Source organism: Phenylobacterium conjunctum (assembly GCF_042679085.1).
GTDB classification, from domain to species: domain Bacteria; phylum Pseudomonadota; class Alphaproteobacteria; order Caulobacterales; family Caulobacteraceae; genus Phenylobacterium; species Phenylobacterium conjunctum.
Genome location: NZ_JBHTLQ010000010.1, coordinates 20,573 through 39,442, shown reverse-complemented (window position 1 = coordinate 39,442; position 18,870 = coordinate 20,573). Strand labels below are relative to the sequence as shown.

17 protein-coding genes are annotated in these 18,870 nt (G+C 69.4%); 11 read left to right on the top strand and 6 right to left on the bottom strand.

Translation table 11 applies throughout. The features are described from left to right. Positions 1-66: 66 nt before the first annotated feature. The 4 genes from ACFQ27_RS06345 to ACFQ27_RS06330 all read left to right on the top strand — a co-directional run bounded on the left by ACFQ27_RS06345 (position 67) and on the right by ACFQ27_RS06330 (position 4,835). A complete protein-coding gene (locus ACFQ27_RS06345; protein WP_374344639.1) occupies positions 67-657 on the top strand; it encodes a TetR/AcrR family transcriptional regulator in 591 nt (196 codons plus the stop codon). 71 nt (positions 658-728) lie between these two features. Continuing rightward, positions 729-1,757, top strand: a complete 1,029-nt coding sequence (locus ACFQ27_RS06340) for an NAD(P)/FAD-dependent oxidoreductase (protein ID WP_377353002.1) — start codon at positions 729-731, stop codon at positions 1,755-1,757. A 25-nt stretch (positions 1,758-1,782) separates the two neighbouring features. Next, entirely contained in the window at positions 1,783-2,952 is a 1,170-nt protein-coding gene (locus ACFQ27_RS06335) for an acyl-CoA dehydrogenase family protein (protein WP_377353001.1), read from the top strand. A gap of 98 nt (positions 2,953-3,050) precedes the next feature. Next, entirely contained in the window at positions 3,051-4,835 is a 1,785-nt protein-coding gene (locus tag ACFQ27_RS06330) for an ATP-binding protein (protein WP_377353000.1), read from the top strand. Between the two features lie 6 nt (positions 4,836-4,841). Here ACFQ27_RS06330 and ACFQ27_RS06325 read toward each other — a convergent pair whose 3' ends face one another. Continuing rightward, positions 4,842-5,537, bottom strand: coding sequence for an energy transducer TonB (locus ACFQ27_RS06325; protein ID WP_377352999.1), 696 nt, complete (start codon positions 5,535-5,537; stop codon positions 4,842-4,844). A gap of 168 nt (positions 5,538-5,705) precedes the next feature. Here ACFQ27_RS06325 and ACFQ27_RS06320 point away from each other — a divergent pair, with 168 nt between their 5' ends. Then, the gene (locus ACFQ27_RS06320; RefSeq protein WP_377352998.1) at positions 5,706-6,548 is read left to right on the top strand and encodes a transglycosylase SLT domain-containing protein; all 843 of its coding nucleotides are present in this window, start codon (positions 5,706-5,708) and stop codon (positions 6,546-6,548) included. Here the strand turns inward: ACFQ27_RS06320 and ACFQ27_RS06315 are convergent. Next, on the bottom strand, positions 6,545-7,741 hold the full coding sequence (locus ACFQ27_RS06315) for a CaiB/BaiF CoA transferase family protein (protein WP_377352996.1): 1,197 nt from the start codon (positions 7,739-7,741) through the stop codon (positions 6,545-6,547). The two genes, ACFQ27_RS06320 and ACFQ27_RS06315, sit on opposite strands and share 4 nt — an antisense overlap. 50 nt (positions 7,742-7,791) lie before the next feature. Beyond that, the gene (locus tag ACFQ27_RS06310; protein ID WP_377352995.1) at positions 7,792-9,627 is read right to left on the bottom strand and encodes an ATP-binding protein; all 1,836 of its coding nucleotides are present in this window, start codon (positions 9,625-9,627) and stop codon (positions 7,792-7,794) included. Between the two features lie 159 nt (positions 9,628-9,786). On the opposite strand from ACFQ27_RS06310, the gene ACFQ27_RS06305 reads away from it, so the two are divergent. Further along, complete coding sequence (locus tag ACFQ27_RS06305) at positions 9,787-10,935, top strand: DUF2336 domain-containing protein (RefSeq protein ID WP_374344621.1); 1,149 nt, start codon at positions 9,787-9,789, stop codon at positions 10,933-10,935. A gap of 79 nt (positions 10,936-11,014) precedes the next feature. Then, positions 11,015-11,800: an NUDIX hydrolase gene (locus tag ACFQ27_RS06300; protein WP_377352994.1), complete on the top strand. Its 786-nt coding sequence runs from the start codon at positions 11,015-11,017 to the stop codon at positions 11,798-11,800. Between the two features lie 16 nt (positions 11,801-11,816). Here the strand turns inward: ACFQ27_RS06300 and ACFQ27_RS06295 are convergent, their stop codons facing one another. The 3 genes from ACFQ27_RS06295 to ACFQ27_RS06285 all read right to left on the bottom strand — a co-directional run bounded on the left by ACFQ27_RS06295 (position 11,817) and on the right by ACFQ27_RS06285 (position 14,315). Beyond that, positions 11,817-12,299, bottom strand: coding sequence for an Hpt domain-containing protein (locus tag ACFQ27_RS06295; protein WP_374344617.1), 483 nt, complete (start codon positions 12,297-12,299; stop codon positions 11,817-11,819). Positions 12,300-12,374: 75 nt separating this feature from the next. After that, on the bottom strand, positions 12,375-13,157 hold the full coding sequence (locus ACFQ27_RS06290) for an NAD kinase (protein ID WP_377352993.1): 783 nt from the start codon (positions 13,155-13,157) through the stop codon (positions 12,375-12,377). Between the two features lie 33 nt (positions 13,158-13,190). Continuing rightward, positions 13,191-14,315: a DUF2336 domain-containing protein gene (locus ACFQ27_RS06285; protein ID WP_377352992.1), complete on the bottom strand. Its 1,125-nt coding sequence runs from the start codon at positions 14,313-14,315 to the stop codon at positions 13,191-13,193. 148 nt (positions 14,316-14,463) lie between these two features. On the opposite strand from ACFQ27_RS06285, the gene glpK reads away from it, so the two are divergent. The 4 genes from glpK (at position 14,464) to ACFQ27_RS06265 (ending at position 18,835) form a co-directional block, all read left to right on the top strand. After that, entirely contained in the window at positions 14,464-15,963 is a 1,500-nt protein-coding gene (gene glpK / locus ACFQ27_RS06280) for a glycerol kinase GlpK (protein WP_377352991.1), read from the top strand. A gap of 23 nt (positions 15,964-15,986) precedes the next feature. Continuing rightward, entirely contained in the window at positions 15,987-16,532 is a 546-nt protein-coding gene (coaD, locus tag ACFQ27_RS06275) for a pantetheine-phosphate adenylyltransferase (RefSeq protein WP_374344609.1), read from the top strand. 57 nt (positions 16,533-16,589) lie between these two features. Then, positions 16,590-17,999 (top strand): M20/M25/M40 family metallo-hydrolase, encoded by a 1,410-nt coding sequence (locus ACFQ27_RS06270; RefSeq protein ID WP_377352990.1) that lies wholly within the window; start codon positions 16,590-16,592, stop codon positions 17,997-17,999. A 65-nt stretch (positions 18,000-18,064) separates the two neighbouring features. After that, positions 18,065-18,835: a class II aldolase/adducin family protein gene (locus ACFQ27_RS06265; RefSeq protein WP_374344605.1), complete on the top strand. Its 771-nt coding sequence runs from the start codon at positions 18,065-18,067 to the stop codon at positions 18,833-18,835. The last annotated feature ends 35 nt before the right edge of the window (positions 18,836-18,870 follow it).

Sequence of the window (18,870 nt, the reverse complement as noted above, 5' to 3'; positions counted from 1 at the left end):
CCCCCTGGACTTCCGCCCGCGGCTGCGGATCAAATAGACCCAACATCGCCTAGGGAGGGCGAGCCTATGGCCTGGCTCGAAACCGGCGTGCGCCGGCGCAGCTATCATGTGGGGAATCTGCGAGCCCAGTTGCTCGACGAGGCGCGCGCGCTGCTGGAGAGCGGCGGCCTGTCCCAGCTGAACCTGCGCGCCCTGGCGGCCCGGGCCGGCATCGCGCCGGGCTCGGTCTATCATCACTACGCCTCCAAGCAGGCCCTGTTGGCGGGGCTGGCCGCGGCCGGCTTCGGTGAGCTGGAGGCGGCGCTGCGGGCGGCGTCCGGCGGCGACGCGACGCCGATCCGCACCTGCGCCCAGGCCTATTTCGACTTCGCCCAGGCCCAGCCGGCGCTCTATGCGCTGATGTTCGACCCGCCGGTGCTTGCGGTTCCCGAGGTGGACGCCGCGCGCGTCCGCGCCTTTGAGGTGCTGGAGGACGTGATCGCGGGCTCGCCGACCCAGTCGGACCGTGACAGCCGCACGATCCACCAGATCGCCCTGGCGGTCTGGGCCTGTGGGCACGGGGCGGCGTCGATGACCCTGGCCGATCCCGCCGATGGCGAAGGCCGGCTCATGGATGAGGTGATCGCCGGGCTTGAGGCGTTGTTTCGGCGCCGTTGAGCGGCCGAACCGATCCAAGACTTGATCCATCTGGACTTGATTTCATCGCCGAAGCCCGTTCGTTAGGCGACATGAGCCGCATCCGGATCACCGTCGCCGGCGCCGGGGCCATGGGCCTGACCGCCGCCCTGGCCCTTGCCGAAGCCGGGTGCGAGGTGGCGGTCTTCGACCCGGCGCCGCCCCTGGCCAACGCCTCGGGAGTCGCCGCGGGCATGCTGGCGCCGGCCTTTGAGGCGGCCCTGGATCCGACCCGTGACCAGGCCTTCGACCTGCTGCTCGCCGGCCGGGACCTGTGGCCTGGCCTGGAGGCGCGGCTGGGACTGAGCCTGGATCGCGCGGGGGCGATCGCTGTCGGCGCGCCACAGTTTCTCTCGACCACGGACACCGCCCTGCGTCGACTGGGCCTCTATCCCAACGCCATCGGCCGCAACACCCTGGCCCAACTGTCGCCTGGCCTGTCGCCGGAATGGCGTGAGGGTTTGCTGGTGCGCGAGGACTGGCGGCTGGATCCGGCCCAGGCGCTCTCCGCCCTGCGCCGGGCGGCGGCGGACCTTGGGGTCAGTTTCCACGCCCGCGCCGCCACGGGATTCGAAGGCGCGGACCGGCTGGTGGTCGCCACCGGCGCCGCCACCGACCTGGCGGTGATGGCACCCAGCCTGTCCCTGCTGCAGCCGATCAAGGGCCAGCTGGTCCGCATCAATGACCCGCTGGCGCGGGGCGCTGTCGTGCGCACCGAGGGCGTCTATGCGGCGCCGTCGGCCACCGGCCTGGTGCTGGGCGCGACCATGGAGCCCGGCCGGGCTGACCTGGACATTGATCCTGCGGCGATCGAGACCTTGCGGGTCCGGGGCGCCAAGCTGTTCCCGCGCCTGGCGGACGCCGGGGATGTGCAGGCCCAGGCCGGCGTCCGCGCCGCCAGCCCGGACGGCCTGCCCCTGGTGGGGCGCGGGCGGCATCATGGGGTTCTGCTGGCTGTCGGCGCGCGTCGCAACGGCTGGCTGCTAGCGCCTCTGGCCGCCCGGATCATCGCGGCTTGCGTTACGGGGCGGGACGCTGGGCCCTATGCTGCGCGACTGGACCCGGGCCGCTTCGCGGCCTGAGCGGCGGGACGGATTTGGGGGGAGAATGAGCGGCTTCTGGTTCACTGACGAGCAGGAGGCGATCCGCGACAGCGTCGCCCGTCTCTGCGCCGATTTCGACGCTGACTATTGGCGAGAGACCGACGAGACCGGGGCGTTTCCGGAAGCCTTCGTCGCCGCCATGGCCGCTGGCGGCTGGCTGGGCGCAGCGATGCCGACGGAGCTCGGCGGGGCCGGCCTTGGGCTCACCGAGGCCGCCATTGTCATGCAGGCGGTGGCCCAGTCCGGTGCGGGCTTCTCCGGCGCCAGCGCCCTGCACCTCAACATCTTCGGCCCCATGCCCATCGCCAAGTTTGGGTCTGAGGCCCAGAAGCGCCTGCACATCCCGCGGCTGATCGCGGGCGAGGACAAGATGTGCATCGGGATCACTGAACCCGACGCCGGCCTGGACACCACCAGCCTGACGACGCGCGCGGACAAGATCGCTGGCGGTTACGTGCTGAACGGTCGCAAAATCTGGACGACCTCGGCCCAGCGGGCGAACAAGTTCCTGGTCATCGCGCGGACCACGCCGCGTGACCAGGTCAAGAAGTCCACCGAGGGGCTGTCGCTGTTTTACACCGACTTCGACCGCAGCCGGATCGAGGCCCGGCCGATCCCGAAGATGGGCCGCAAGGCGGTGGAGTCCAATGCGGTCTTCATCGACAACCTGGAGATCCCCGCCGACCACCTGATCGGTGAGGAGGGGAGGGGCTTCTACTACCTGCTGCAGGGCCTGAACCCCGAGCGGGTGCTGTTCGGCGCCGAGGCCGTCGGCCTGGGCCGCGCCGCCCTGGCCCGAGCCGCGGCCTACGCCAAGGAGCGGGTCGTGTTCGGCCGGCCCATCGGCCAGAACCAGGGCGTCGCCCATCCGCTGGCCAAAAGCTGGGCCGAGCTGGAAGCGGCCAACCTGATGGCGTTCAAGGCCGCCGCGCTCTACGACGCCGGGCGCGATTGCGGCGCCGAGGCCAATGCAGCCAAGTATCTGGGGGCGGAGGCCGGCTTCCACGCCTGCGAGACCGCGATCTTCACCCATGGCGGCATGGGGTACGCCAAGGCCTATGACGTCGAGCGCTACTTCCGGGAATCCATGATCGCCCGCATCGCGCCGATCAGTCGCGAGATGGTGTTCAACTTCATCGCCGAGCGCGTGCTGGGCCTCGCCAAGAGTTACTGAGATCACACCCAGTTTGAGCGCAACATTGTTCGGCGATTAACCCGGACTCGGATGTACTCGTTTTGAGGCGGTTTGCGCCTGCAGCCCGAGTCATTGTCTTGAGCCCGAGACCCCCGGTCGATGTGCCGCCCGACGAAGTCGCTGCAGCCTATGTGCCTGTAGTGCGTGGGTATTTGCTGGCCGCGGCTTGCTACTACGTCGTGATCTCGTGCGCTCACCCGTTTTTCGAGGTGGGCGCGAACCTTCTGTATCTGGAGGGCCTGGCGGTCATCGCGGCGCTTTCGGCCGGATTGCTGTGGCGAGATCTCAAGCGGCGGCCGCCCAGCATGCTGCGACTTGAGGTCGCAGCGGCCTGCGTGAACCTCCTGTTGCTGGTCAACGTCGTCGCCTACCTGACCATTCACTTCGAGCCGCTCAAGCTCGTCTACTTTGTGCTCATGGCCCTGGTGTTCGGCACCTCGGCGCCCAGCCGCCGGGTCGCGTTCGCCAGCGTGGCCATGGCGGTGACCGGCTTCCTGATGCTGGCCCGCAATGCGCCTGGCGACCTGATCGGCCAGTACGCCTTTGTGGGCGTCGCCGGGGTCTTCGCCGCCATCGGGATGTCCACCCTGATGCGCGGCGCGGTCATGCGCGAGCTCGGCGCCCGCATCGCCTCGGATGAGCTCAACCGGGCCCTTGGCGAGAAGCTGGCGGAGAACGACCGACTGCGGGCCGAGGCCCAGGAGCTGGCGGTGTCGGCCCAGGCGGCCAGCCGCGCCAAGACGGAGTTCCTGGCCACCATCAGCCACGAGATCCGCACGCCTCTCAACGGCGTACTGGGCATGGCGCATGTCATGGCCCAGTCCGCCCTGCCGCCAGATCAGGCCGGCCGTCTCCAGCTCATCGAGTCCTCGGCGCGCAGCCTGCTGGACGTGGTCAACGACGTGCTGGACATCTCCAAGATCGAGGCCGGCCGGATGGAGATCGTCCCGGCGCCCTTCAGCATGGATCGCTTCGCCGAGGCGATTGACCGGCTTTATGGCGGCTTGGCCCAGGACAAGGGTCTGGCCTTCGCGCTGGAGCTGGATCCCGGGGCCGCGGGCTGGCGATTTGGCGACGAGGTCCGCCTGCGTCAGGTGCTGAGCAACCTGTTGTCCAACGCCATCAAGTTCACCGACCAGGGCGGCGTGAAGGTGCGGATCGCGCCCGGTGAGGACGGCATTGTCTTCACCGTCGCTGACACCGGTCCCGGCGTCTCGCCGGCGCATCAGGCGGTGATCTTTGACCGCTTCGTCCAGGGCGACGGCTCCAGCACCCGCAGGGCCAGCGGGACGGGCCTGGGCCTGGCGATCTGCCGAGAGGTGATCACCCTCATGGGCGGCGCGATCCGGCTGCACAGCCAGCCGGGGCAGGGCGCCACCTTCACCTTCGAGGCGCCGCTCCCGCGGGTCGAGGCTCCGGAGGAGGCGGAAGGTGAGGTCGCCGACGCCCTGGTTCAGGGCGAGCTGCGCGTGCTGATCGCTGACGACAATCCGACCAACCGCGTGGTGCTGCAGACGCTTCTGTCCCACCTGGGCGTGGCCTCAGAGGCGGTCGGTGATGGTTTGAAAGCTGTCGAGGCCTGGTCGGATCGGCCCTGGGACGTGATCCTCATGGACATCCACATGCCGGACATGGATGGGCTGGACGCCAGCCGCCTGATCCGCCGCCGCGAAGCCGAGATGGCTCGACCGCGGACACCCATCGTCGCGGTCACCGCCAGCGTCCTCACCCACGAGACGGAAGCCTACTACGCTGCGGGCATGGACAACGTCATCGCCAAGCCCATCGAGGCGACCCGGTTGGTGGAGGTGCTGCAGCAGAGCCTGAGCCAGGCCGCGCCCTCCGCCGTCCAGGTCGCCTGACCCGGCTCAGTCCGCGAGCCTGAACCGCAGGGGGATCACCACGCGGGCGCCGTCGACCGGTCGGCCATCTTCCGTCTGCGGGCTCATCAGGAAGCGCGGCGCAAGCTTCAAGGCCGCGGCCCCGAAGCCGAGGTCGGTGGGGCTCTCAGAGGTCACTGCGCAATTGCGCACCGCCCCGCTGGCGCCAACCTCGCAGGACAGGGTGGCCGCGCCCTCAAGGCCAAGGCGGACGGCGCGGTCGGGATAGACTCGAGCCAGGTCTCGGGCGGTCGGTTTGCGGATCCATTGGGGCCGACCGATCAGCCGCGGCGGATCCGGCGTGATCGGGGTGACCTCGACCTGGGTGATGGTCTTTACAGGGCCTGGATCCACGGTCTCGGCATGGGTCTGCGGCGGTTGCGCGGGCAGAGGCGGTGGTGTCGGCAGACTGCGGGTCGTCACCGGCTTGTGGAGGGGGGGCGGCTTGCGGGCGTCCACGACCGGCTTCGGCGGCGGATTGGCCAGGGTCACAAGGGTGGCCGGTGGCTCGGCGAGCGTCTCGGTCGGCTCCGACGGCGTCGCGAAGCGCTGCAGGGCCAGATAGCCGAACAGGCCGGCATGGACCGCGATGGACACGCCGATGGCGGTGACCGCCGTGCGTGACGGGCGTGGGCGGGCGACGGGAATCCCCGCATAGGCAGGGGCGAACGGGGCTTGGACCAACTCTACCTCCCTTGTCATGGCGTCCGCGTGTTGCGGCGCTGAAACAAGGGTCGCGCCGTGATCGCGGCGGAACGGGGGCCGGACCCAAGCGGGACCATGACCTTCCTGGGGCGGTCCGCCGCAGTATGGTTAGCGCGCCGTTAACCATGTCCCTTCACATCTGGCGTCATGGCCATCCAGGGACTCAGAGGCGTCGTCGAAACCGCCATCCAGCGCGCGTCCAGCGCGACGGGGGTCGACTTCTCGTTCCTGATGAAGACCGCCAGCCGCGAGAGCGGCTACAACCCCAAGGCCAAGGCCCAGACCTCCTCGGCCGCTGGCCTGTTCCAGTTCACAGAACAGACCTGGCTTTCCACCCTGAAGCAGCACGGCGCCAAGTACGGCTACGCTCGCTATGCCGAGCTGATCCAGCGGGGCGCTGACGGTCGCTACAAGGTCAATGGCGGGGAGGCGCGCCAGGCGGTCATGGACCTGCGGCTCGACCCGCACGCCGCGTCTCTGATGGCCGGCGAACTCGCTTCGGACCACGCCTCCTATCTCAAGGGCCGCACCGGCCGCACCCCGACCGCCGGCGAACTCTACGCCGCGCACTTCCTGGGGCCGCAGGGCTCGGCCCGGCTGATCGAGGCGGTCCAGACCCGGCCCGCCGCCAGCGCGGCCAGCCTGTTCCCCGACGCCGCCCAGGCCAATCGCTCGATCTTCTATCGCGAGGGGCGGGCGGCCACGGTGTCAGAGGTCTACGCCAACCTGACCCGCACGGGCGGGGCAGCCCCGGCGGTGGACGCCCCGCGCGTCACGCCGGACCAGGGCTTCATCCAGTACGCCTCGGCCCGCAACGCCGATCGCAGCCGCGAAGAGGCGATGCTGATGGAAATGATCCTGCGCGGCCCCCAGGAGGCCGACAGCGGCATGCCCCAGACCGGCGGCTCCGGCCTGCGCCTGGCGAGCTCGATGTTCTCCACAGAGATGCTGCGGGTCCTGTCGGACGCCCGCGACGACAAGAAGAGCTAGACGGCCGCGCCGTCGCGGATCATCGCCTCGATCACCTCGTCCTCGTAGCCGGCCTCGCGCAGGATCTCGCGGGTGTGCTGGCCCAGCACCGGCGCGGGCGGCCGCGTGGACTGGTCCATGCCGGGGAAGCGGGCCGGCGCGGCCGGCGAGCGGAAGCCGTGACCCTGGCCGTCGGTGATTTCGACCCAGGCGCCGGCGGCGGCGGCCTGCGGGTCGGCGGACACATCAGCCGGGCTCTGGAAGGGCGACCAGACCAGGTCGGCCTCGTCCAGCCGGGCGGCGACCTCCTCGAAACTGAACTTGCGGAAGGCGGCGTCCAGTTCGACCGCCAAGGCGGCGGCGTTGACCCGGCGAGCCTTGCCGGTGGCGAAGCGTTCATCCTGGGCCAGGTCAGGCCGGCCGGCGGCGGTGATGATCGGGACCCAGTCCTTGCCCGCGCCGCGCGGATTGAGCACGAACCAGCGGCCGTCCGAGGCGGCGTAGAAATTGGCCAGGGCGTCAAACGGCGCTGTGCGCGGGCGGGCCGAGGCCAGCCGGCCGAAGGCCAGCTGCACCGCCAGGTCCGAGCTGACCGTATAGATGCCGGTGGCCAGGAGAGAGGTCTGGACCACCCGGCCCTGGCCCGTCTGCTCGCGCTCGTACAGGGCCGCCAGGATGGCCGAGACGGTGGCGAGGGAGGTGGTGTGGTCGCCCACCCCGGTGCGCAGCAGGAAGGGCTCGCCGCCCTTCGGCACCGTCATGTGGCCGACCCCGGCGCGGGCCCAGAAGGCGGTGACGTCAAAGCCCGGCTTGTCGGCGTCCGGCCCCTCCAGGCCGTAGCCGGTGACCATGGCGTAGATCAGGCGCGGATTGGCGGCGCGCAGGGTCGCCTCGTCCAGACCCGCCCGCTTCAGGGCCGCGGGCCGGACATTGGTCAGGAACACGTCGGCGTCCTGAGCCAGCTTGGCCAGGGCGTCCCGGCCCGAGGGCTTGGAGATGTCCAGGACGATGGCCCGCTTGCCGCGGTTATCCAGGCTGAAGGTCGGATTGCCCGCCAGGTCGGATGCCGCGTCGGCGAAGACGTGGCGCATGGGGTCGCCCTCCGGGCGCTCCACCTTGATCACCTGGGCGCCCCAGTCGGCCATGATGCCCGCCGCGCCGGGCGCAGCGATATAGGAGGCGAATTCGACGACCTTCAGACCCTTGAGCAGCACCCGCACCTCCCACTGTTTGGGCGGCATTGTGTCGGGGCTGGAGCCGGGCCTCAAGCCACGTTGCGGCCTTCCGTAACGGTACGCTCGGCGGCGATGGCGTCGGCGACGGCGCGGGCCACAGCGCCCACGCTCACCGGCTTGCGCAGAACCGCGTCGGCCCCGGCCTCGGAGCACTCCATGGCCTCCTCGGCGTCACCGCCGATCACCGCGATGATTGGCGACTGGGCCATGGGGCCGGGCAGGCCGCGGATGGCGCGGATCGTCTCGGGACCGTCCATGTTCGGCATGCGGCCGTCGATCATCACCAGATCGAACTCGATGGACTTGGCCAGCTCAAAGGCGCGACGCCCGTCGATGGCGTGAACCACGTGGTGACCCAGCTGTTCCAGCACCGCGCGCAGCATGGCGGCGTTCAGGCCGTCATCCTCGGCCACCAGCACGCGCAGGGACTTGCGCTCCAGCGGGGCGGTGATGGGGGCGGCGGGCTCATCATAGGTCACATCGCGCTCCGGCAGGGCCTCGGCGTCAAAGGGCAGTTCCAGGCGGAAGCAGCTGCCGACGCCCACGGCGCTGTGGGCGGTCAGGTCGCCGCCCATCAGACGGGCCAGCTGACGCGACAGGGACAGGCCCAGGCCGGCGCCGGACGTGCCGGCGCTGGTGCGTTCCACCCGCAGGAAGGGCTCGAAGGCCCGCTCCATCTCGTCGGCGGCGAGGCCCGGGCCAGTGTCGGCGATCTCGATGGCCAGCCGGCCTGCGACCGTCAGCTCGATGCGGGCCTCGACCCGGCCACGCACGGTGAACTTCACCCCGTTGCCGATCAGGTTGGCCAGGATCTGGCGCACTCGTTGCGGGTCGGCCAGGGCGGCGCCCCGCTCGGACTTGGCGAGCTCTGGCGAGACATGGACGCTCAGCTCCAGGCCCTTGGTTGTGGCGTGCGGCCGGTTCAGCAGGACGAGGTCGCGCAGCAGGGAGACCGCATCGAAGGGCCGGGCGTCGACCGACAGGCGCCCCGCCTCGGCGGTCTCGGAATCCAGGGTGGTGTTCAGCACCGCGATCAGGTCGTTGGCGGCGTCGAGGGCGGCGGACAGCTGTTCGCGCGATGGCGCGCCACGGCCGTTGCGGCCGGCGGCGGCGGCCAGGACGTGGGCGACGCCTGTCAAGCCGTTGCGGATCTCATGGCTGAGGGTCGCGACCAGGTCGGACTTGGACTGGGCGAGGCGCCGGGAGGCCTCCACCATGCCGGCGCGGTCGGCGATCAGGGCCTCGCGCTCGGCGGCCATCTCGAACTGGCGACGCAGCACGCGGTTGAAGATCAGGGCCAGGGCCATGGCGAGGGCGATGGCGCCCCAGCTCAGCTTGCCGATCTCCTGGGTCTCAGCGTGGCCGAACAGGGCGATCAGCGGCCCGGCGGCGGCGGCGGGGCCGACGATCAGCAGGCTCGGCAGCCAGGGCGAGGCGAAAAAGACGATCACAACGGCTGCGGCGACGGCGGTGATCAGCAGGGGTTCGCGGGCCGGGCCTGCGCCGTCGGCGAAGACGGCGATCTGGGCCACGGCCACGGCCCAGAGCAGGGCGCACAGGATCTGGATCCGGCCGCGCAGCTTGAGGTTCGTGGCCGCGTCGGGCTGCTTCAGCCAGTTCACGGCGCCGTAGAAGGCCGCCCAGGCGGCGGCGAAGATGGCGAAGGTGACGCTCATCCACACCGCGTTAGGCGCGTGGCTGCCGGCCCAGACATAGGCGGGCAGGCTGACCGTGAATACGGCCAGGGCGTAGGGGAGCAGGGCGGTCTGCGCGTCCAGCGCCTGCTGGGTGGCGGAAACCCCGCCGCGCTGGGGCTCGGGCGATCGAAGATCGGGCGGGACGGGCACGGCGTGAGACCTTTGCATGGTTGCAAACCAGCCTAGGGCCACAGCCTTGGCGAGCCGTTACGGAACACCGTTAATCGTAAGGATAACCGCGTCCGCCGCCGAAACCGATCATTAAGCCTAATGATCGAGTATGCTCGCGAGAGATTGCCGATTCCGGCGCTCAGGGGTTTAGGGCGAATGTCGACGACGCGTGCCGCGCTGACGGATGAAGATATCCGCACGCTGGTGAGGGGGGCGACCCCTGACGAACGCGCGGTGGCCGCTCACAAGATCTGCCGCAATATCGACCGCGCGATCCTGACGCCCGCCGAGCGGGAACAGGCCCACGAAATCCTGCGGGTCATGGCCGCCGACGCCGCCGAGCTGGTGCGTCGCGCCATTTCAGTGACCCTGAAAGCCTCGCCCAATGTGCCGCGTGACGTAGCCCTGCGCCTGGCCAGGGACGTCGAAAGCATTTCCCTGCCCATCCTGTCGGCCTCGCCGGCCTTCACCGACGCCGATCTGGTGGAGATCGTCCGCCTGGGCGGGCCGGTGCGTCAGGTGGTGATCGCCAAGCGCCCGCGCGTCTCTCAGCAGGTCAGCGAAGCCATCGTCGAGCAGGGGGTGGAGCGCGCCGTCGAGGCGGTCTGCGCCAATGACAACGCCGACATCGCTGAACGCACCCTGCAGAAGGTGATTGAGCGCTTCGAGAAGTCCGAGCGGGTGCTGGCCTCGGTGGCCTACCGCCAGGCCCTGCCCCTGTCTGTGACCGAGAAGCTGATCGACCTGGTCAGCGACCAGGTCCGCGATCACCTGATCAACCACCAGGCCCTGCCGCCGGAACTGGCCATCGAGATCGCCATGGGCTCGCGCGAGCGGGCGACCATTGACCTGGTCGACCAGGCCGGGCGCGCGGCGGATGTGAAGGCCTTCGTCTCCCACCTACACAAGCACGAGCGGCTGACCGCCTCGCTGCTGCTCAGGGCCCTGTCGCACGGGCACATGACTTTCTTCGAGTGGGGCGTGGCCGAGCTGGCCAGCGTGCCGCATCACCGCACCTGGCTGATGATCCATGACGCCGGCCCCCTGGGCCTGCGGGCCATCTATGAGCGCACCGGCATGCCGGCCCGGCTCTATCCCGCCTTCCGGGCGGCGGTGGACACCTATCACTCCATGGAATTCGACGGCGGGGCCAAGGACCGCGAGCGGTTCCAGGAGCGCATGCTGCAGCGGTTCCTGACCCAGCCCGCCACGGCGTCGCGCGAGGATGTCGAGTACCTGCTCGAAAAGATGGACCGGGTCTCCACCGAGGCCCGTCGCGGTGCGCGGGCCGCTCACGTCGCCTGACCTTTTCCCGGTCGGATTGACCTAAGGGCGCACGAAAAGCCTGCTTGCGCAGGGCGCGTGGGGCGCCCAAGCTTGCGGCATGACCGAGATCGCGCCCGACTCCGCCATCAAGCCGGCGGCCACCATCCTGATCCTCCGCGACGACCCGACCTTCGAGGTCCTGATGGTCAAGCGGCACCACCAGATCGACTTCGCCACCGGGGCGCTGGTGTTTCCGGGCGGCAAGACGCACGCCGGCGACGCCGACGAGGCCTGGGCCGAGCATATGGTGGGCTGGGAGGACTTTGATCCGGTTCAGCGTGGCCTGCGGATCGCCGCGATCCGTGAGGTGTTCGAGGAGGCGGGCCTGATGCTGGGCCGCCGCCGCGACGGCGCGCCGATCACCGGCGAGGCCGCGCCCCTGGACGTCCGCCTGGCGGTGGACGCCGGCAAGCTGAGCTTCCTGGACGTGGTCCGCGACCTGAATGTCCAGATCGATCTGCATGCGCTCACGGTGTTCGCGCGCTGGATCACCCCGCCGCTGACGCCCAAGCGATTCGACACCTGGTTCTATGCGGCCCGGGCGCCGGAGGACCAGCTGGCGGCCTGCGACGGTCGCGAGACCGTGGACGCCGAATGGATCCAGCCCAAGGAGGTCCTGCGCCTGGCCGCCGCCGGTGAGCGCAAGGTGATCTTCCCGACGCGCATGAACGTGCAGCTGCTGGCGGAGGCGGAGAGCGCGGCGGATTGCGTGGCGCGGGCGCGGTCCCGCGAGCTGGTGACCGTGCTGCCGGAGATCACCGAGCGGGACGGCCGTCGCGTGCTCGTGCTGCCGCCGCACGCCGGCTATGGCGACGTGGCGGAGCCGCTGGAAAACGTGATGTAGTCGGTGCGGGCGCCGCTCAGGCGCCCGCGTCGGTGACCATGCGCTCGAGCTCGGTCACCAGGATCTTGCCCACCGGGTGATCGTCGGTCTTGATCCCGTCGCGGACCGCGGCGCGGATGCCGTCGATGTGGGCGTCGATCAGGGCCATGGAGGCGCTGAGCCGCTTGTCCTTGTCGTCGATCAGCTTGCACAGCGAAGCGCCGATCCGGGTGACCAGCGGGAACTCATAGGTCGTGCCCAGGCCCTTGAGATCGTGGGCGCGGAGATAGAGGAATTCCATGGTCTCGGGCGTCACGCCCTCGGTCTTCACCCGGGCGCGGGCGGTCTCAAGCTTGGTGACCTCGTCCTGCAACCATTGGCCGAAGTTCCCCGACAGGCTTTTCAGCGCGGCTTCAGCCTTGGCGATCGCCGCCGGATCCAGGGCGCCGAAACGGCCGCCGACCTTCAGCTTCAACGCGTTGGACGCCGGGATCACCTGACCGGAATTCTGCTGGCTCACAACGGGGCTCCTGACATCGTCGACTCACACTAGCGCTGATGCGTTAACAACGGATGAGGCTTTAATGGATTGAAATTATACTGAAAATTGTTCCGCCAATACGCGTTCTTCGAGGCTGCGACCTGCGTCGAACAACATGACCATACTCTTCTCGCGGTCTTCGGCCACATCAACCTGGACCACGTCGCGGACCTCAAAATTATCCGCCACAGCGCTGACCGGGCGCTTGTCACCTTCCAGCACCTCGATGGACACCTTAGCCGTGTGGGCCAACAGGGCGCCGCGCCAGCGCCGCGGCCGAAAGGCGCTGATCGGCGTCAGGGCCAGCACCTTGGCCTCCAGCGGGATGATCGGGCCGTGGGCCGACAGGTTATAGGCCGTTGACCCCGCTGGGGTCGCCACCAGGGCGCCGTCGCAGGACAGCTCGCTTAAGCGCACCTTGCCGTCGATGGAGATCCGCAGCTTGGCGGTCTGGCGGGTCTGGCGCAGCAGGCTGACCTCGTTGATCGCTAGGGCCATGTGCTTGGCGCCGTGCACATCCACGGCCTGCATGGACAGGGGATGGATGACGGCGTGCTCGGCGGCGTTGATCCGCTCAAGCAGGTCGTCCTCGCTGTATTCGTTCATCAGGAAGCCGACCGAGCCGCGGTTCATGCCGTAGATCGGCTTGCCCGAGCCCATGTGAGCGTGAAGCACTTCCAGCATGAAGCCATCGCCGCCGAGGGCGACAATCACCTGAGCGTCAGCCGGGCTGGCGTCGCCGTAGCGGCTGGCTAGGAGGCTGCGGGCCTCCTGCGCTTCGTGCCGGTCACTGGCCAGGAAGGCGAGGCGAGTCACGTGAGGTTCGGCCTTGAACATGCGCCGCCAGAAGCCTGCGAATGGGCCGGCTTGTCAAACCTTGGCGATCGCCTGGACGAAGGCGGTGCGCGCAATATCGGGCGAGAAGGGGCCAAAGGCGCCGGCGGCGCGCCGGGCGCCCTCCGCGCCGCCGCCGGGCTGGCCGCCGTTGAGCTCGCGCACCAGGTCCAGGATGGTGGGGAAGACGCTGCGGTCGATGCCGACGCCCGCGCAGGCCAGGGCCAGCAGCTCCGGGCGGTCTGAATCGATGGCCTTGCGCACCTGGTTGGGGTCGTAGCGGCCCAGCGTCGTCAGGCCCCCGATGAACAGGCTGAGCTTGGCCTCGCGCAGGGCGCGCAGCAGGTATCCGGGGCGCAGCTGGCCCGCAGCGTCCAGCTTGGCCAGCAGCCGCTTCTCCATGTCCTCCCGCTCGTCTTCCTTGGGGAAGACCACAGTGCCCTCGACCTCGTGCTGAACCCCGCCATGGGCCTCGCGCACGGACTCGGCGATGGCGGCGTCGAGGGCGGCCTGGTCCAGGCGGAAGCGATTGGCCAGGCTGTTGCGCAGGGCCTGGCCGACCCAGAGATACAGTTCGCGCGCCAGGTCGTCGGTCAGGCCGGGATGGCGCGACAGCGGGGTGCGCAGGGCCGCGACGCGCTCGGAGGCGCCGATCAGACGCCGCAGGTCGCCCGGCGTCACCCGGGCGGTGGCGTTGCCGGCCAGGGCCGTGAGCACGGCAGGTTCGTTCTGTTCCAGGATGGCGGCCACGACGGGCGCGCCCAGCTGCGGGCGGCGGGCGACCTCGATCTGGTGCTCTACGGTCGCCTCGACCAGCAGGCGGATCAGGTCCTGGTCCTGCAGCACGGGGCTGGAGGCGATCACCGGCCGGGCGATTTCGATGTCGTCCAGGGCCAGGACGTTGATCAGAGCCACGGGGGCCCAGCTGGCGGTGGCGAGCTTTTCGGACAGGCGGCGGCGGATGTCGCGCTCGGCCTCGACCACCAGGCTCATGAAGATGGAGGACAGCAGGCCCTGGACCGGCGGCGATTCCATCAGAGCGTTGGCGCTGTCGCCGGCGTCGCACAGGTCGACGATGGCCAGTAGCAGGCGCTCACGATCCTGCACCGCCCGACTGCGGGCCAGGGACAGGATTTCCTGGGTCTTGGCCGCGACGCTCACTCGGAGGGACCTCAACTGGCTTTGGAACAAGAGACTCGGTGGCGAATCTGCTCCGGGTTGGATGAAAACATGGTTACAAGCCGCTGACCATGAATGCGGCCGAACAGCGCAGCTTGCGCCGCGGCAGGCGCCGGGAAGGGGGGAGACGTTGAGCGAAACCTTGTTGCTGGCTCTGGACCAGGGCACGACATCGACCCGCGCCATCCTGTTCGATGGCCGTGGCAAGGCCATCGCTGAGGCGGGCAAGCCCCTGGAGCAGCACTATCCGGCCGACGGCTGGGTGGAGCACGACGCCGCCGAGATCTTCCAGGCCAGCGTCGAGGTGCTGAAGGCCGCGGTCCAGAAGGCCGGCCGCGCCATGGCGGAGGTCACCGCCATCGGGATCACAAATCAGCGTGAGACGGTGGTGATCTGGGACAAGGCGACCGGCGAGCCGATCCACAAGGCGATTGTCTGGCAGGACCGCCGCACCGCCCCGACCTGCGAGCGCCTGCGCGCCGCCGGCCACGAGGCCAGGGTCAGCGAGACCACCGGCCTGCTGCTGGACCCCTATTTCTCGGGCACCAAGATCGCCTGGATGCTGGACGAGGTCCCGGGCGCACGGGCGCGGGCCGCCGCCGGCGAGCTCCTCTGCGGCACGATGGACGCCTGGGTGATCTGGAAGCTGACGGGCGGGCGGGTGCACGCCACGGACGCCACCAACGCTTCGCGCACCCTGCTGTTCGACCTGAAGACCCAGGCCTGGTCGGCGGAGATGCTGGACCTTCTGGACGTGCCGGCGGCCCTGCTGCCCCAGGTGCTGGACTGCGCGGCCGACTATGGCGCGGCTGACGCCGGCCTGCTGGGCGCGGCGGTTCCGATCCGTGGCGTGGCGGGAGACCAGCAGGCGGCCCTGATGGGGCAGGGCTGCGTCAAGGCCGGCGAGATGAAGGCCACCTACGGCACCGGCTGCTTCATGCTGGTCAACACCGGCGAGTTCCTGGCCCCGTCGCGGGCCCGCCTGCTGACCACGGTCGCGGCGCGGCTGGGCGGACGGCCCACCTACGCCCTGGAAGGCTCGATCTTCATCGCCGGCGCGGCGCTGCAATGGATCAATGAGGGGTTGGGCGTCGCCAGCGGCGGCTCCGGCGTCGAAGCCCTGGCTCAGACGGCCCGGCCGGATCATGGCGTGGTTCTGGTGCCGGCCTTCACTGGTCTGGGCGCCCCCTGGTGGGACGCCGATGCGCGCGGCGCCCTGTTCGGCCTGACCCGTGACGCCGGCCTGGCCGAGATCGCCCAGGCGGCCTTCGACGCCTGCGCCCTGCAGACCCGCGACCTGATCGAGGCCATGCGCGCTGACGCGCCGCAGGCGTTCGGGGCAGGGGTGGAGTTGCGCATCGATGGCGGCATGTCGCGCTCGGCCTGGTTCAGCCAGCGCCTCGCCGACCTGACCGGCGTCGCCGTCGGACGGGCGAGCTACCAGGAGACGACGGCCCTGGGGGCGGCCCTGTTCGCCGGCCTGGGCGCGGGGGTCTACGCCACGGTGGAGGAGGCCGCCTCGGCCCGTCCGGCCACAGAGCGGTACGATCCGGCCCTGAACGCCCACGCCCGCGAGGGCGCCTATGCCCGCTGGCTGGACGCCGTCGCCCGCGTCCGCACCCAGACCTGAAGCCCAATCCGAAGCGAGGGACCGTGCTGAAAGCCGGCAAGACCAAGGCGCTGTACGCAGGCTCCTTCGACCCGATCACCCGCGGGCACCTGGACATCATCCGCAAGGCGCTCGCGACCTTCGACGCGGTCCACGTCGCCATCGGCACCAATGTCCGCAAGACCCGCGCCTTCAGCGAGGAGCAGAGCAAGGCCCTGATCCGCACCTCGATCGCCGAGCTGTGGCCCGGCGCCGCCGATGCGGACGGCCTGCTGTTCGGCGGGGCCCTGGAGATCAGCGACTACGCCAACCAGGGGCTGATGCGTTACGCCCGCAGCATCGGCGCGACCCACATCGTCCGCGGTCTGCGCGAGGCCACCAACTTCGCCGAGGAGTTCAATCTGCACGGCCTGGCCGGGCGGATCGATCCGACCATCCCCATGGTCCACTTCATCTGCGAGGCCCAGTACCTGCATATGTCGTCCAGCACCGTGAAGGAGCTTGAGGCGGTGGGTGAGGCGATCGACTGGCTGGTGCTGCCCTGCGTCGTCGAGGCTTTCCGGCTGAAACGCGAGCAGGCGGCGAACTGAGGCCTCGACAGGGCCTCGCGGGACGGCTCAAGCTCGGCCGAGTTTCTGGAGCCCGCCATGCATCCCACCTTGCCCGCCCTGACCGCCGCCGCTCTGTTGTTCGCCGGTGGGGCCCAGGCCGCAGCGCCGTTTGCGCCGCCCGCCAACCAGGCGCTCGCCCACGACATCCTCAAGGAGCTGGTGGCCATCAACACGGTCCACGACCACGGCACCCTGAAGGCGGCCCAGGCGATCCAGGCGCGGCTGAAGGCGGCGGGGTTCTCGGACGCCGATGTCCAGCTGCTGCAGATCCCCGAACACCCGGAGCAGGCCCAGATCGTGGCTCGGCTGCGGGCCAAGACCCCTTCGGCCAAGCCGGTCCTGTTCCTGGGGCACCTCGACGTGGTGGAGGCCAAGGCCGAGGACTGGACTGTCGATCCCTTCACCCTGACCGAAAAGGACGGCTGGTGGTACGGGCGGGGGACCCAGGACATGAAGGGCGAGGACGCCATCATGCTGGCCTCGCTGATCCGGCTGAAGTCCGAGGGCTATGTCCCTGACCGGGATCTGATTTTCGCCTTCACCTCGGACGAGGAGGTCGGCGACGAGATCGGCGCAAAGTGGCTGATCGACAACCACCGTCCGCTGATCGATGCGGCCCTGGTGATCAACACCGACGGCGGCGGCGGAGCCCTGCGCGGCGACAAGCGGCTCTATTACGGCGTCCAGACCAGCGAGAAGATCTACCTGACCTTCCAGTTGGAGACGACGAACAAGGGCGGGCACTCTTCGATCCCCGAGCCCGATAACGCCATCTACCGTCTGGCCGCTGCGCTTGGCCGGATCGCGGCCTATCAGTTCCCGGTCCAGACCACGGCGACCACACGAGGGGATTTCGCCATCTCCGCCCTGTTGTCCTCGGGCCAGGAGGCGGAGGACCTGAAGGCGGTGTCCAAGGATCCGCCGGACCTCGCCGCCGCCGCCCGGCTCAGCGCCTCGCCGCACTACAACGCCGCCCTGCGGACCACCTGCGTCGCGACGGGGGTGTCCGGCGGTCACTCCGAGAACGCCCTGCCGCAGCGCGCCCGCGCCACCATCCAATGCCGGATGATGCCCAATGACACTCAGGCGAATGTCACGGCCAGGCTGGTCGAGGTGATCGCCGACCCGCAGGTGAAGATGAGCGTGGCCTATCCCGCCAAGCCGTCGCCGGAATCGGTGCTGGATCCGAAGCTGATGGCCAGGTTCACGAGCGTCGTTCACGCCTCCTGGCCCGGCGTGCCGGTGGCCCCGCACATGGATCGCGGCGCTTCGGACTCCGTCTTCACCCGCGGCGCCGGCATGCCGAGCTACGCCATGTCGTCCATCTGGGGGGATATCGACGACAATCGCGCCCACGGCCGCGACGAGCGCATCTCCGCCAAGGCCTTCGCCGAGGGGCTGCAGTTTCACTACAACCTGATCAAGGCGATGGCGAAGCCCGATTAGCTTGACGCAAGGGTCCCCCGGCGCGAGTTTGCCGGCCAACAGAGACGCCATACAGGGAGGCCGCCATGGCCGATGGTTCGCTTGCGGGGATCACCTCGCTGAAGGGCAAGGTCAGCGCTGAAGAGTGGGAAGCGCGGGTCGATCTCGCCGCCCTCTACCGCCTGGTGGCGCTGAACGGGTGGGACGACATGATCTACACCCACATCTCGGCCCGTATTCCGGGGCCGGAGCACCACTTCCTGATCAATCCTTACGGCATGTTCTTTGGCGAGATCACCGCCTCGTCGCTGGTGAAGATCGACCTGGACGGCAACATCCTCCAGGACACGCCCTACTTCATCAATCCGGCGGGCTTCACCATCCACTCGGCCATCCACTCGGCCCGCGAGGACGCCATGTTCGTGATGCACCTGCACACGGACCAGGGGGTGGCCGTGGCCGCCCAGAAGGAAGGCCTGCTGCCCCTGTCGCAGCACGCCCTGATCTGCCTGCCGAAGCTGGCCTATCACGACTACGAAGGCATCGCCCTGAACCTGGACGAGCGCGAGCGCCTGATCGCCGACGTCGGTGACAAGCCCATGGTGCTGCTGCGCAACCACGGCACCCTGACCACCGGCGAGACGGCGTCAGACTGCTGGCTCAACATGTATTACCTCGAGCGCGCCTGTAAGATGCAGATCATGGCGCTCTCGGGCGGCCGCGAAAACGTGCTGATCGCGCCGGACGCGGCCCAGGCCGAGGTGCGGGGCCAGACCATGCGCGGCCTTGGCGGCAAGCTCGCCTGGCCGGGCAATCTGCGTCGCCTGGACAAGGAGTCGCCGGGCTACGACGCCTAAGCCTTCGAACTCACAGAACGGCAATCTGCGGGCGC

Coding starts and splice junctions, on each gene's coding strand:
- ACFQ27_RS06345 (WP_374344639.1), top strand. CDS start 67: ATGGCCTGGCTCGAAACCGGCGTGCGCCGGCGCAGCTATCATGTGGGG.
- ACFQ27_RS06340 (WP_377353002.1), top strand. CDS start 729: ATGAGCCGCATCCGGATCACCGTCGCCGGCGCCGGGGCCATGGGCCTG.
- ACFQ27_RS06335 (WP_377353001.1), top strand. CDS start 1,783: ATGAGCGGCTTCTGGTTCACTGACGAGCAGGAGGCGATCCGCGACAGC.
- ACFQ27_RS06320 (WP_377352998.1), top strand. CDS start 5,706: ATGGCCATCCAGGGACTCAGAGGCGTCGTCGAAACCGCCATCCAGCGC.
- ACFQ27_RS06310 (WP_377352995.1), bottom strand. CDS start 9,627: ATGCAAAGGTCTCACGCCGTGCCCGTCCCGCCCGATCTTCGATCGCCC.
- ACFQ27_RS06305 (WP_374344621.1), top strand. CDS start 9,787: ATGTCGACGACGCGTGCCGCGCTGACGGATGAAGATATCCGCACGCTG.
- ACFQ27_RS06300 (WP_377352994.1), top strand. CDS start 11,015: ATGACCGAGATCGCGCCCGACTCCGCCATCAAGCCGGCGGCCACCATC.
- ACFQ27_RS06290 (WP_377352993.1), bottom strand. CDS start 13,157: ATGTTCAAGGCCGAACCTCACGTGACTCGCCTCGCCTTCCTGGCCAGT.
- ACFQ27_RS06270 (WP_377352990.1), top strand. CDS start 16,590: ATGCATCCCACCTTGCCCGCCCTGACCGCCGCCGCTCTGTTGTTCGCC.
- ACFQ27_RS06265 (WP_374344605.1), top strand. CDS start 18,065: ATGGCCGATGGTTCGCTTGCGGGGATCACCTCGCTGAAGGGCAAGGTC.